Annotated in this window: 17 protein-coding genes; 14 read left to right on the top strand and 3 right to left on the bottom strand. The window is 57.3% G+C overall.

Annotated features, from left to right (window positions below; all coding sequences use genetic code 11):
* Positions 1–145: 145 nt before the first annotated feature.
* Both DV709_RS14750 and DV709_RS14755 read right to left on the bottom strand, forming a co-directional pair.
* Positions 146–466 carry a hypothetical protein gene (locus tag DV709_RS14750; protein WP_117595154.1) on the bottom strand — a complete coding sequence of 107 codons (321 nt, stop codon included), beginning with the start codon at positions 464–466 and terminating at the stop codon, positions 146–148.
* A 60-nt stretch (positions 467–526) separates the two neighbouring features.
* The gene (locus DV709_RS14755; RefSeq protein WP_117595155.1) at positions 527–784 is read right to left on the bottom strand and encodes a hypothetical protein; all 258 of its coding nucleotides are present in this window, start codon (positions 782–784) and stop codon (positions 527–529) included.
* 143 nt (positions 785–927) lie between these two features.
* Here DV709_RS14755 and DV709_RS14760 point away from each other — a divergent pair, with 143 nt between their 5' ends.
* Positions 928–1,908, top strand: a complete 981-nt coding sequence (locus DV709_RS14760) for an A/G-specific adenine glycosylase (RefSeq protein WP_117595156.1) — start codon at positions 928–930, stop codon at positions 1,906–1,908.
* Positions 1,909–2,040: 132 nt separating this feature from the next.
* On the opposite strand, the gene DV709_RS14765 is transcribed toward DV709_RS14760, so the two are convergent.
* Positions 2,041–2,403 carry a hypothetical protein gene (locus tag DV709_RS14765; protein WP_117595157.1) on the bottom strand — a complete coding sequence of 121 codons (363 nt, stop codon included), beginning with the start codon at positions 2,401–2,403 and terminating at the stop codon, positions 2,041–2,043.
* A 227-nt stretch (positions 2,404–2,630) separates the two neighbouring features.
* On the opposite strand from DV709_RS14765, the gene DV709_RS18095 reads away from it, so the two are divergent.
* The 13 genes from DV709_RS18095 (at position 2,631) to DV709_RS14820 (ending at position 13,086) form a co-directional block, all read left to right on the top strand.
* Positions 2,631–2,795 carry a hypothetical protein gene (locus DV709_RS18095; protein ID WP_198665726.1) on the top strand — a complete coding sequence of 55 codons (165 nt, stop codon included), beginning with the start codon at positions 2,631–2,633 and terminating at the stop codon, positions 2,793–2,795.
* On the top strand, positions 2,795–3,127 hold the full coding sequence (locus DV709_RS14770) for a hypothetical protein (protein WP_117595158.1): 333 nt from the start codon (positions 2,795–2,797) through the stop codon (positions 3,125–3,127). Before DV709_RS18095 ends, DV709_RS14770 begins: the two co-directional genes overlap by 1 nt.
* On the top strand, positions 3,127–3,810 hold the full coding sequence (locus tag DV709_RS14775) for a hypothetical protein (RefSeq protein ID WP_117595159.1): 684 nt from the start codon (positions 3,127–3,129) through the stop codon (positions 3,808–3,810). Before DV709_RS14770 ends, DV709_RS14775 begins: the two co-directional genes overlap by 1 nt.
* A 97-nt stretch (positions 3,811–3,907) precedes the next feature.
* The gene (locus tag DV709_RS14780) at positions 3,908–4,594 is read left to right on the top strand and encodes a hypothetical protein (protein WP_117595160.1); all 687 of its coding nucleotides are present in this window, start codon (positions 3,908–3,910) and stop codon (positions 4,592–4,594) included.
* Positions 4,591–4,998, top strand: a complete 408-nt coding sequence (locus DV709_RS14785; RefSeq protein WP_232819751.1) for a hypothetical protein — start codon at positions 4,591–4,593, stop codon at positions 4,996–4,998. The genes DV709_RS14780 and DV709_RS14785 overlap by 4 nt, the downstream gene beginning before the upstream one ends.
* A gap of 98 nt (positions 4,999–5,096) precedes the next feature.
* Positions 5,097–5,363: a hypothetical protein gene (locus DV709_RS14790; protein ID WP_117595161.1), complete on the top strand. Its 267-nt coding sequence runs from the start codon at positions 5,097–5,099 to the stop codon at positions 5,361–5,363.
* A 262-nt stretch (positions 5,364–5,625) separates the two neighbouring features.
* Positions 5,626–6,819: a hypothetical protein gene (locus tag DV709_RS14795; protein ID WP_232819752.1), complete on the top strand. Its 1,194-nt coding sequence runs from the start codon at positions 5,626–5,628 to the stop codon at positions 6,817–6,819.
* 264 nt (positions 6,820–7,083) lie between these two features.
* Positions 7,084–8,091 (top strand): hypothetical protein, encoded by a 1,008-nt coding sequence (locus DV709_RS17820; protein ID WP_157972750.1) that lies wholly within the window; start codon positions 7,084–7,086, stop codon positions 8,089–8,091.
* A 211-nt stretch (positions 8,092–8,302) separates the two neighbouring features.
* Complete coding sequence (locus DV709_RS14800; protein WP_117595163.1) at positions 8,303–10,543, top strand: hypothetical protein; 2,241 nt, start codon at positions 8,303–8,305, stop codon at positions 10,541–10,543.
* A gap of 222 nt (positions 10,544–10,765) precedes the next feature.
* Positions 10,766–11,017 carry a winged helix-turn-helix domain-containing protein gene (locus DV709_RS14805; RefSeq protein ID WP_117595164.1) on the top strand — a complete coding sequence of 84 codons (252 nt, stop codon included), beginning with the start codon at positions 10,766–10,768 and terminating at the stop codon, positions 11,015–11,017.
* Positions 11,007–11,447, top strand: coding sequence for a hypothetical protein (locus tag DV709_RS14810; RefSeq protein WP_117595165.1), 441 nt, complete (start codon positions 11,007–11,009; stop codon positions 11,445–11,447). The genes DV709_RS14805 and DV709_RS14810 overlap by 11 nt, the downstream gene beginning before the upstream one ends.
* Positions 11,447–11,986 (top strand): hypothetical protein, encoded by a 540-nt coding sequence (locus DV709_RS14815; RefSeq protein ID WP_117595166.1) that lies wholly within the window; start codon positions 11,447–11,449, stop codon positions 11,984–11,986. Before DV709_RS14810 ends, DV709_RS14815 begins: the two co-directional genes overlap by 1 nt.
* A complete protein-coding gene (locus DV709_RS14820) occupies positions 11,983–13,086 on the top strand; it encodes a tyrosine-type recombinase/integrase (protein WP_117595167.1) in 1,104 nt (367 codons plus the stop codon). The genes DV709_RS14815 and DV709_RS14820 overlap by 4 nt, the downstream gene beginning before the upstream one ends.
* The last annotated feature ends 63 nt before the right edge of the window (positions 13,087–13,149 follow it).

Below are 13,149 nucleotides of genomic sequence, written 5' to 3' on the forward strand. Positions count from 1 at the left end.
CATGTCGCGCCGCCGTGCGCGACTCGCGCCTGCGGGCCTGGTGTTCTTGCGAGAAAAGCGAGCGAGAAATCGGAGGCGCTCTGCTCCTCCGGTAGACGTGCAAAGGGCGAGACGACCCGCACTCCGGCGGGTCGCCGAGGGCTTTCTACATCTGATACCGACGCACGTCGTCGCGCTCGGGGTACTGGTTCGCGCCCGTCATCTCGTCGTACGTCATCCCGGCGAGATACTCGTCGTAGGTGGTGTCGTACGCCTGCCGGAGGTGGAAGTCGAGGTCGCCGCTGCCGACGGTCGACTGGAACAGCGTGTGTATCGCCCGTCGGACGAGTTCGCCCTCGTCGCCGTCGAACACCGCCGACAGCATCGCCAACTCGTGTTTCGTCTCGCGGTCGAGGTCGAGCGAAATCGAGTCGCCGTACTCGCCGTACCGTTCGTCTACGTCGTCGCGGAGGTCGTCGAGGCTCACACCCACAGGTAGCGCGGCGGCCGATTACCGTTTTCGGCTTCGGGTCGGCGGTGGACCGGTTCAGGCGATGCCCGCGCCGCAGTCCCGGCAGACGGTACGGCCGGTGACGTTGTGGGTCCCGCAGTCGGGGCAGTCGGTGTAACTGTGCCGCCGCCGCGACGGGAGTCGGTCGCGCTCGCCGAGCGCACCCGAGATGACGAGCGAAGCACCGACGAGCAACACGAGCCACCCGAGTGGTCCAGCGGCCAGAAGCACGAGCGTCGACGCCGGGAGGACGATGACCGCGACGCCGAGTCGGAGAGCGGTACGTGATTCCATAGCCGGCGATTCGACTCCGGCACTATATACTTTCACCCTGATTCGTACTGTCGTCAACGAATCTACGTGTGCGCTGAACGTTCAGCCGAAGGGTACGAGGAGGAACCGTCACCGCTTAACCGGCGAGAACGCAACAGTCGACGATGACCGACGAACCGGCCGACACCGACGAACCGGCCGACGCCGACGAAGCCGACCGTCGGCTCCCGGCCGCGCCGACGGACCTCGGCCCCGTTCGCGATGCACTCGTCGCGTGGTACGAGGACGACCACCGTGACTACCCGTGGCGGCGGACCGAGGACCCGTACGCGATTCTCGTCTCGGAGGTGATGAGCCAGCAGACGCAACTCGACCGCGTCGTCCCGGCGTGGGAGGCGTTTCTCGACCGCTGGCCGACCGCAGCGGAGCTCGCGGCGGCCGACCGCGCCGACGTCGTCGCCTTCTGGTCGAGTCACAGCCTCGGCTACAACAACCGCGCGAAGTACCTCCACGAGGCGGCCAACCAGGTCGAAACGGAGTACGGCGGCGAGTTCCCGCGGACGCCCGAAGAGCTGCAGGAACTCATGGGCGTCGGACCCTACACCGCTAACGCGGTGGCGAGTTTCGCGTTCAACGAGGGCGACGCCGTCGTCGACACGAACGTCAAGCGCGTGCTCCACCGCGCATTTGCTGAAATCCATAATACGGACGAACCGTCCGACGAAACCTTCGCAGAACTGGCGAACGCGCTTATGCCGCCCGGAAAGTCCCGCGTCTGGAACAACGCGATCATGGAACTGGGCGGTGTCGCCTGCGGGAAGACGCCGCGGTGTGACGAAGCATCCTGTCCGTGGCGGGAGTGGTGTCACGCCTACGAGACGGGCGACTTCACCGCACCGGACGTCCCGGCCCAGCCGTCCTTCGAAGGAAGCCGACGGCAGTTCCGCGGCCGCGTCGTCCGCATCCTGGGCGACAACGAGGAAGTCCCGCTGGATAACCTGGGCCACCGGGTCCGGGTCGACTACGCGCCGGACGGGGACCACGGCCGGGAGTGGCTTCGCGGCCTACTCTCCGACCTGCAGGATGACGGGTTGGTCGACGTGGACGAACGCGACGGAGAGACGGTAGCGCGGCTTCGAAGGTAACTGACGACACGAAAAGAAAATCCCTCGGAGGGGAGACGTGAATAGGTAGGTAACCGATGTTCGAAGGTCAGGCGGTGTTCCACCTCAGGTGAGCGTATAGAACAGCTACCTCTTGTTAATTGCCTCCCTACTTCACCCATCGCCGCCGTCTTCTAGGTCGAACGAGGGCGCTTCGACGTCCAACTTCGACGCTGCCGACCGAAGAACCTGGGCGATGTCCTGAACCTCTTTCCGTCGAACCTCTGGAGCGGCCCTCTGGTCAAACGACTTGGTGGCGAAGTAGATTTCCGACAGGGAGAACTGGGCGTGTCGGTAGAAGTACCAGTAGGCGGCTTCCCAGAACGTCAATCCCTGGCGTGTCAGTTGAACGAGGATGCTCTCTTTTACCTGCGGGTCGTACCCGTGGCGGATGACATCGGACAGGGAGGGGTGTTCGGGAGGAGTCACGTCGTCGGGACAGGTTCGGGCGATGTCATGGCTAATGTCGTTCAACATCTCCTTGGCGGCCTTCCCAGCGTATCCGCGCCGTCCCCATACCTTCGAATCTCAGGATTTCGATGGACCTGCCACAATAGAGGCAACACGTCCAGCAGTCCTTTATATTCTATTCGTAAGTCCCCCGTCTCCCAAAACGCCGAAAACGACCTTCGAAGGTCTTCTACCGTGGATATAGAGCCAGCGCGTCACGGTTGTTTAAGTGGTCGTCTTAATTATCCCGATTTGTGCCATCAAACAGCACCATTCCCGTATCGACTTCGACGCGGCTGAAGGTCCGCGCCCTGAAGCGAGCGGGAGAGTCCTACGACGAACTGCTTTCGAAGATGGTGGACCAGTACAAACCGGACGCCATCGAAGACGACGCATCGGCCGCTACGGAGGCGAACTGATGTCGGTGAACGAGGACGCCGCCAAGCGACTTCTCTCCGGGGCCGAACGCATCGCCGCCCGTGCGGCTGGGGAGTCCCTTACGGAGTACGCCCGCGAGCACTACGGAACCAGCGCCCTGCTGGAAGCCGACGACGACGGCCCCAGCGCGTCGGAGACGGGCGAAGACGCCCTGGCGCTCCAGGCGATGGACGGCGCGGACCGCGTGAAGGCGAACGCGAAGAGCGTCAGCCCGGCCGCGTACCTTCGAGCAGAGTACGACGTCGACCCGCGCCGGTACTCCGACGTGGATGAACTTCACAACGACATCCTGGCTGAACTGGAGGGCCAATGATGACGACCGTTATCACCAGGTCCGTAGACGTCGACCCGGACAACGTCGGGGACGTCATCAGCCAGTTCACCGACGAACTCCCGCACGAGAACACGGCCATTGAACATGTCGCCCTCCGGAAAGCGTACTACTTCCTGAAGGACGCGAGCAGGGCCAGCGCCGACGCCATCGCCCTGGTGGTGTGGGAGGGGAGTAACCTGGGTCGGCAGTATCCGCGACGGTCGGCATGGTGGACGGACGCCGGGGAACCGTTCTTGCCGCTTCTCCCCGGTATCGTCCGGGATGACGTTGGCTGGCGGTACGACCCCGACGCGAACGGGTCACGGCCGCAGGTCCCGGACGACCCGACTGACCCGTCTGAAGACGCTGTCGACGCGGTCATCCAGGCGTTCGACTACCCCGGCGTGGAAGGAGACCGCGTGAAGACGAAGAATCGCCTGGGCGTGGAACGCGCCTTCGAGTACCTTCAGGAACACGCCGAAGCGGATGTCGAGGATCTGAAGGACCAGTTCACGCCGTCGGCCTACGGGCGGCAGGAAGGCCACTTCGCCAACCCGCACGACTGGTTCCGGGAGGTAGGACGTCCGGTCCTCCGTAGCCTGCCAGGAGTCGACCCGCCCCGTGTCGCGGGCCAGCCCTGGCGGTACGTCGGAGTGGACGCAGCGACCGGCGAGGACCAATGACGTCCGCCAGCATCACCACCGCCACCGACCGTGGCGACCTGGCGGGACCCATCGTCGCCCAGGACGCCGGAGAGACGACCGACACCGGCACCGAACGATGACTAACACAGAGGACACGTTAGACGACGCCAGCACGCCCATCTGTGAGTCGAAAGAGACGACGACCGACGACCCGTGCCAGCGTCCCGTGTCGAACCCTGGGGACCGCTGTTACCTTCACCGGGACGACGCCGACGGTCCTCCAGCCGGACACGGCGCACCGGAGGGGAACGACAACGCCCTTCAGAACGACGGCGGCGCACCGCCCGTGAACGGGAACGCCGAACGTCACGGTCTCCACGCCGACCGTTCGCTCTACTACCAGCGCCTGGAGGACGACGAACAGGCCTGGGTGGACGGTATGGTCAACGCCTGGCTAAAGGACGCGCCCTTTACACGCGAGAACCTGGCGGGGCTGGAACTACTCCGGAAGGCGGCCATCGACGAACACAAGCGCCGGAAGGCGAACGACTACATCGCCGCGAAGGGGGTCATCACGGAAAACGTCGTCGGCTACGACGACGAGGGCAACCCCATCGTCAAGAAGTCAGAGAATCCGGCGCACCTCCCGTACAGCCGCCTGGCCGGGGACACGATTCGGACCCTGAAGGAATTGGGCGTACTGGAGAGTCCCGACGCCCAACTGGCCGACTCCGTCGCATCCTGGGGCGAAGCCGCGCAGAAGGTGGCCCAGCGCAAGGACCGCGACATCGACGCGCCCTCCGGAGGTGACGATCACCGATGACGCCCGGCGACGGCTCTTCTGCGAACGGCGGCGGCGATCCCCTGGCCGCTGAAACAACTCAAAGCGGTCTACTCCAGTTCCTTCGAGCGGACGCTCTGGATGTCTACGACGACCTTCCCGCGGACGCTAGGGAGAACGTGGACCGTCTGTGGGCCGACTACCGAGCGGACGTCTCCGGGGACATGGACGACGACACGGAGCGTCTGCTGAAGCGCGTGGCCGTCGACCACCACCGAGAACGAGTGGCGATGACTGCCATTGTCTGGGACGGCCTGACGGTCAACGAGGACGGCGAGAACGTCCCGAACCCGGTGGTCGATGAACGGGTCCGTCTGTCCCGTCGCCAGCGTCACCGGCTTCGACGGCTAGGCGTGTATCCGGCCGGACCAGGTGGTAGTGTGTAGTTCTCAGAGGAAAGCCGTCAGGTGCTGGAATCACCCGACGGCGTTCGGACAACCGCCCCGCCAGGCTTCGAATTGACTCAACCTGAGGCAGTCATCCAATGCAGAAAAACGACACACGAACTCATAAATCCACGGCAGAGACGGAACGAGAAACGACCGACGACGAATCACTGGGTAATCCCGCATCCCGGCGAACGGCGAGTATCAATACGGACGGGTCCGGCGATCCCATCGGCGTCGCCCTGTGGGTGAACGCCGACGAACTGACCGACATCGGCATCAACCCCGCGGTCACGGATGCCGTCGACGTGTGGATCGAAGACGGCGGCCTCCGCGTCTCCCCAGCCGGAGGTGACGGCGAGTGATGACGCCGATGTCGAACCGGACGCTGACGTGCTTTTTTTGTGCGAACGTTCCGCGACGGCGTCGGGAGGGGTGTCGAAGGACAACAGGAATGACTCGGATCACCCGACTTGAACGGGATAGACGACCGACCGACGGGACGTCGAGAGGGGACGACGGTCCGTCATTTATCCTTGTCTGCCCCCAGTATGGTGTAAGTAGTGGTGGTGAGAGACCCCGGTTTACACCAGCTTGGTGTAAGCCCGTTCGTAGACGGTGGTCGGTGTGACGGTCCGTCCGAAAGTCGACTGGCGCGTCCCGTCCGACGAGTGGGATGCGTTCATCGACTTCGTCCACGGCGAACACGGGGAAATCCAGGGGTACGTCTCCCGTGAAGTCGAACGAGCGATGCTGGAGTGGGTCGACGGTGACGACTACGCGCCGGTCGAAGACCTGGTCGACCAACTGGTTCGGGCGGCTGGACACACTCCCGCGAACCTCACGGAGAAAAAACCCGTCACGGTCCCCCCAGACGGCGAGGAAACTACCCGCGTGTCCTGCCGCGTGGACGGCGAGGTGAAGAACAACTTCGCCGCGTTCGTGAAGGAGACGTCGGACGACCGGCTGGGCGTCGCCCTGGCCCGCGCCCTTCGCCAACGATGTGACGGCGGCCGCGCCCGCCGAGTCCGGGAGAAGATGGAACGAGTGGCCAACGACGCCGAAACCCTGCTGGCCGACGACGGGATCATGCTCCGCGAACGACGGACCGTGAGGATCTGCCGTCGGTTGGGCGAACAGTTCACCCAGGACGACCTTGAGGACGCCATCGCCGCCGTCGCGGGCGACTCCGCCCCGACGATTCGGGACTACACCGAGAAGGTCCTGGCCCGGTTGGAGTACGTCGAACATCCGCGGAACGGCGACCTGTTCATCTCGAAGGACGACGCGGAGGACATCGCCACCGACTTGGGCGCTCCCTCCCCGGACGCGCCCGCCATTGACCGGAAACCCTACGACTCCCTGTCCCGCACAGAGAAGGTCCGCGGGGTCCGCATTGAACTGGCGCGGGACGCACAGACGAACGGCGGGAAGAGCCAGATGAATGCGACGACAGTCCGCCGGGACATCTTCGAGGACCGGCCATCGCCAGGTCACGTCCAGGACCTCCTGCGGCTGGCGGGCGACGCGGATGGTTTCGATGTCGTCACCCGTCACGGGAAAGAACGGCTACGGGTTGACCTGTCGGATGTCACGGACTTAGATGTCCTTGAAGCCGCCTGCGACGACTTGGAACAGACCAACCGGGCAGACTGGGTCCGGCGAAAATGCACGTTTTTACCCCATAAAACTCCGGATTCGACCGGGAAGAGCGCCGTACGTGATGGCGAATATGGGGCGGATTCTAATTCCGATACAGCGTCGGTGGACGAGCAAATAGATAATCTGTTGGCCGCGATGCCCGTTACCGATGGTGGCTAGGTGGAACGATAACAACGAGTCGGGTATCCCGGTCAATTCGGTCCTGGTCGAACGTCGTCCACGCCTGAGACCTTCAGCCGTCTCCCAGTTCGACCGACGGAGAAAGGCAGAAATTGACTCCGTTGAAACCCTCAGAGTACGATAAGATCTACATGCTAAATACAGAGAATCTATTTAACACACCGATTCCCCGCTATTAGCAGATTTCACAACGTTAGTGTAGGAGTCGTTAGATTCATCTTCGCATAAATAATGTCATACTTAATGGTTAATCCGGCTTGGTTCTTTTCTACACTTTCCCAAGGAATTGCGGCAATTGTTGGTCTCCTTGTCTCTGCGCGGTTGATTCAATATCAGCTTGAAAGACAACGACGAGAAAGACGGACTGAAGACCTTCGTGAGGAGATTCAAGACTTTGACGAGAAATTTGGTCATATTCTCTCACCGATGGCTGGGACATTTGCAGAAAGTGCAGATCTCTCGTTCTGGTCTCAGTCCAGATTTTTGTGGCTGTCAGGAGACAAATTAAATTTTGATATTGCGATAAATTCGCCTACGCCGGTAGTAACCATGTACTGGATACATATGGCTCGAATTAGTCATGTACTGATGACGGGTATTTATCCATCTCCCAATCCACGAGCGCACTATTTGTTTTCACAAAAGGAGTTCGATAGGCTGCGTGAATCAATTACTTGGCTCAAAGAGAATGTCGATGAGCGGTCGCTGTTCATTGAGTATCTCTACGCGGACCTTGGGATACAGGGGAACAAACCGTATACGGCAAATGTCTTCAATCCAGATCCTCCGGGTGAGTCACTTCAGGATTGGCTGCAGCGCTACCAAGATTATGCAACCCGGCACAGTACTTTGCTATCTGGTAAGAATCTACAATCATACCAGCGGGTGTTCGGTGAGCTTCACCGAGATTTTCAGCGGCTTGACTCGCTTCGGCAGAATACAATAATTACATTCAATCCAGGTATCAATACATTTCTTGCAAAGGTATCTTCGTTGATTCTTGTAGGAGTAATACTGCCATTGGCAGCAATCACTTCTGATGTTCCTGATTTACTTGCTTGGTTGGTGATTGATTCAACGTTATTGTACCTATATGAGATTGTTTTATTGTCTACGTCAACCGTACTAATATTTGTATTACTAGATGATCTTCAGCAAGAGTTTGGGACTACATCGTTTCCGGAGTACCTGAAAGAGACAATAGGGGAGTATCAGCAGCGGGTCCGGGAACGGGCAGATTCTGTTTTGTGAGAACCGGTTGAGTGAGTTTGTTTGCCCAGTGAGATACGCACCTGCAATTCTGCACGAACGGTCCTAATAAGTCTCCGAAAAAACCTTTGTTTCACTGTATTGTCTAAGAGACGAGAATACCATTTGAAAGACTCTGGAATCAATCCACCAAATATCTGCTATTGATAAGTCACCGAAACCTTACTGTGGCATAGGCGAAAGTTAGTTCCTAATGAAGAAGCTTCAATGGATTGTTCTGAAGCTGACCGGTTTTCTTAAGCCGATATATAGGCGTCTTGGAATTTTCCCATACCGAGGATCCATTTCACTACAAAAACACGCCAAAACAAAGACGTGGGCCAACACAGGTCAAATAAAGCAGTTAGGAAGCGCACTCTATGAACAGCGACATACATCCATCACCGCCCTTCTGCTGCTGATTGGTACACTCCTCCTCACGATTGCAGCGGATATCTCACCGTTCAAAGCTGCAAGTTGGTTTTCGATTAACACGGTCTGGCAAACCCACGCAACGATAATCGGTTTGAGCTTCGTCGTCCTAATTTTCCTCTTAGAGATTGTGTCCCAAAGTCGTCTCGTTGAGGGTGCATTAGAACAATTCCTGCGGAAATCGATGGTGCTGCCTATACTGGTCTACTCATTGCTTGGAAGCCTTATCATCGGTGTCTTGGCAATCTATCCAGATCTCCGCACAGGCTGGATCAGCCCAAATTTGCCAGCCATGCTTTTTGCTGGCACTGTTTTCGGTGTGATATTCGCCTACTGGAAAGTCATAACACTGGTCTTAACTGATAAAATAGATCAAGAAGCCTATATTATCTTGAAGGAGAATATATCACAAAAAATCCAGCAGGATACCACTATTTACGAGTACGACCAAATCCTAGAAACATATCTGCCTGACGGCGTTAAAACCGAGAAAACGCTGTACCCATACTATGGAGGGCGAACAGATTCGCTGACAGCGCATGATTTGGAGCTAAACGGTGTCATCGCAGACATCCACCTACCGACCTTCGTCTACGGAATCTCTGAGATCGTACGTATCGGTGAGAAGCACCGAAAAAACGATGCAAAAACAGACGGCGATGAAACATCACCTGACGATGAAGAGGATACTCCCGTCGAGGTCCGCGTTAAAATCGGGGACAATCTGCAGGAACTCTCGTCGATACTTTACATCGACTCAGACTTCTTCCACGAAGACATGGAATCTGTCTACCCCATCATCGCTGCCAGTATCCTCACCCGGCCAGGAACAGGACGTGACGACAGCATCCAGAAAATCCACAAATACACAGACTTCATTGATCAGGAAGGAAAGCGGATAGTCAGAAATGCAGAATCAAGGGCATTCCTCCATTTTTTGAACCAATACGAAGATGTAGTACAGCACTCCTTCCAAGAACTGGACGAAGCTCGGTTCCTTATTGAGGAACACCGATATACGAACGCTGATCTCCCCTTCTACAATCTCGACCAGATACTATTCCGCGTCTTCGAAGAATCCCTTGACGAGATGAACCGTGAATTCACTAACCACATCTTAGAATTACTGGAAGCACTCGTCCATACCACTACCCAAATGGAGCTGTACGGAGCCTATCAGAGATATATGAACCAATATTCACGGTTCTACTTCGCTGTTGCACTACGGGATGACAACCTCCCGGAAAATTTTTCGGTTGGAATCATCGACCATCTTATTGAGAAATTCGAATTTTCTGCCCTAAACGGGATGCATAGAGATTATAACACCTTCGACAACCTTGACGGATTTGAATATTACATAACCAGTTACAGCGAGGTTGCATTGGAGCAGGCTCACCGAATGTTCAAGTACGCCTTTGAGAACCAGGATGCTCGTGGATTCACAAAGATTTGGGACACAGTGACCCCTCAACGAGACACCGGCAACGATGCTGTCCAAGAAACAATCCGGAAGGAAAAACAAGATCTACGGTTCAATGCTGCTGCAATGACATATGACGTCTCAAAAGACCACGAAAAGTATCAAGAGACGTTTGACACTATCTATAATCGGTGTATATTGAAGACGTATCATGATTTACCAGAATTGTTTGATATCTACTTTAGGATCAAAGAGAAGGAAGGGAATCGGACTCGATGGGGACAATGGCAGCGACAAGAGCATGACATAATTCAAGAGATGCATGGAAAGCCGTACTCAATTGAGCCAGTGTACAGTTTGGGCGAGTTCTATTGTTTCACCGGTATCTTGACAGGGTATCTCTATGATGACCGCGATGTCAACCCTTTGAATGGGAAATCTTTAAGCGAGGAGGATTTTCGCCGTATTCGTATGTCAGTACACGATGTGAAGCGGAAAAAGCCGTTTATCGACGTGCGCCAGTACATCGATGAAGACGATTATGATAATTTGGCTGACCGGTTCTTGAAATATCACAAAGAGATTGTTGACGAGACCTAACTAAGTGAAGCTGCTGTTCATCTAAAAATCCACAACAGAGAGGATTTTGTCGATTCCTATTTGTTTTGAGAAGCATGGTTGGTGGATATGCGCCCTTTTTCAGCACGACCGGTGAAATCTATCACGTTTTAATGATTTCAACAAGGCCAATGATACGAATGCGACACCGTTTCGAAGTTAGGAAACGGTTAAGTGACTGGTATCCCGTTGCGAATGTAGGATATGGCAGAAGACAGACCTTCGAAGAACGACCGCGACAACTCTGGAAAGTTCTCCGAACAGTACGACCCGGACGAATTCGTGGACGCGCTCCGTCAATTGGGCGGCGACGGGTCAACAAAGGAAGTTGCGGACAAAGTCGGATGTTCTCGCCGTACCGCTACCTATCGTCTGTCGTCGCTCCGCGACGATGGCCGAATCGGCGGCCGGGAAATCGGCCGGTCGATGCTATGGATGGTCAACGATGGGGAGTAGCAAGCACGCTGCGACGTACCCGTCCGAACAGCAGTACGAGCGATGGCAGGACTGCGCCGACGACCTAGGGATGTCGACGTCGGAATTCATTGAAGCGATGGTCGAAGCGGGAATGAAGAAGTTCGACGCTGCCGTCGAACCCGACGAGACGAACCAGGAACTGCGGACCCAGCGGAACCAGTTGAAGACGGAACTGGATCGGACCAGAGGCCGGGTTCAGGAACTGGAGGACGCTGTTTACCACGGCGAGCGTCGGACGATAAAGCGGTACGTCGAAGCGAACCCGGGGGCGACCTACGACGAAGTCATCCAGCACGTCATCAACACGGTTCCGGAGCGAGTGACGACGCACCTAGATGACCTGGAGGGCGACGAACTCTGCTTCGGGGACGGCGGGTACTACCCAGCTGACAATGGAGGCGGTTCGTGATGCCGCGAGCCGACGTCGACGTCTCAAACCGTCCCGACGACGCGCCCGGTGTCCGTGACGTCGAATACTGGCTGGGCGTCTACAAGTCGATGGACGACATCCCAGACCGCTACCGGCTGAAGAGTTTTGAATCCAGGTTCCGGGAGGAAGACACCTGGGCAGAGTACCTGGCGACACGAGACGACCTGGCCGAATCTACGAAGAAGAATTCCTGGTATCCCTGCGGGGACCGCTTCAAGAAGTATATGCGGGAGGAAATCGGCCGACATCACGTCCTCCCGCACCCGGACGACATCGAAGCGTACCTGGCGCACATCAAGGATGGAGGGTATTCGATTAAGGTGACGGAACGGTCGACAAACACGGTCTACTACCAGCACCTGTCCCCGCTGAAGACGTTCTTCAACTGGCTGGTCCATCACGTCGACTATCCGCACGTCTACAACCCGGTCCTGCTGGCGGCGCACGCCGGTGGTGTCACCCGCGAGGTGTGGTACTGGCAGACAGATTACAAACCCGACTACGAAGACAGAGAATGAGTGACAACCAGACGACCCACGAGACGATAGCACAGGCGTTCGGACGGACGACGGACCCGCTGGCGGAGTACGACACCCGCTTTCGGGATCTGGATATCGACCCATTCGAACTCTGGATGGACGAACAGGTCCACAGTCAGGACTACTCCGACGGAACGGTGACGGCGATACAGCGTCGAATCGACCAATGGCGCGAATATATGGAGGACAACCACGACCGTCACCCGGCGGTCCCGACGACCCGTCACGTCCTCGACTTTGCGCACCACTACCTGGAGGAACGAGACAACGCGAAGAACACCGTCGCGGCGAAACTGGGTACGCTCAGCCGGGCGTTCCGGTATTTCCAGAACGAACCAGCGTTCCCGCATCCGACGGACTTCAACCCGTTTGATGCCGCAAAAGGGAAAATCGACCTGAACGGCGAGGATCCCCAGGAACCGCGACCCATACAACTGGAGGAACTACGCGACGTCATCCGTGACATCAAGCACATTCGGGACCGTGCGGTCATCGTCACCCAGTTCAAACTGGGGCTTCGTGCGTCGGAGACGTCGAACATCAAACTGAGTGAACTCCATATCGCCAACACAGAACTTCAGGACCACTACGGGGAACTAGGGACGCACCCAGCCCTAGAGGGACGGGAGAACGCAGTCTACATCCCGCATGACCGGGACAGGAACAAGTCGGAGCGTCCACGCGTCCTTCCGCTGGATGACGAACTCCGACGGGTCCTTCTCCAGTACCTTCTGTGCCGTCCCGACAACGGCCGCCCGTGGCTGTTTTTGTCAAAGTCGGGCGGGAAGAAGGTCAACCACACGAACATCAACGACATATGGAAGAAACACTTCCGCCCAGAGTACGGCCCGACGGAACGGTATCGGGGCGTGTCGTCGCACTACGGGCGACACTACTTCACCACCTGGTTCCGCATCGAACGCGAGTGGTCACGGGACCTTATCAAATATCTTCGTGGCGACCGGCAGAGTGGTGGTAAGATTCGGTCAACTAGAGACGCTATTGACTCCTACATCCATGCCTGGTATGAGGATATCGATAACGAGTACCGCGAAGAAATCTACAAGCTACGAATTTAAGGTAGAATTCAATCGATTTAGATAATCAAGACCACGTGTCCTAAATCCAGAACTTTCCAGTTT

Source organism: Haloprofundus halophilus, from assembly GCF_003439925.1.
In the GTDB taxonomy this organism is placed as follows: domain Archaea; phylum Halobacteriota; class Halobacteria; order Halobacteriales; family Haloferacaceae; genus Haloprofundus; species Haloprofundus halophilus.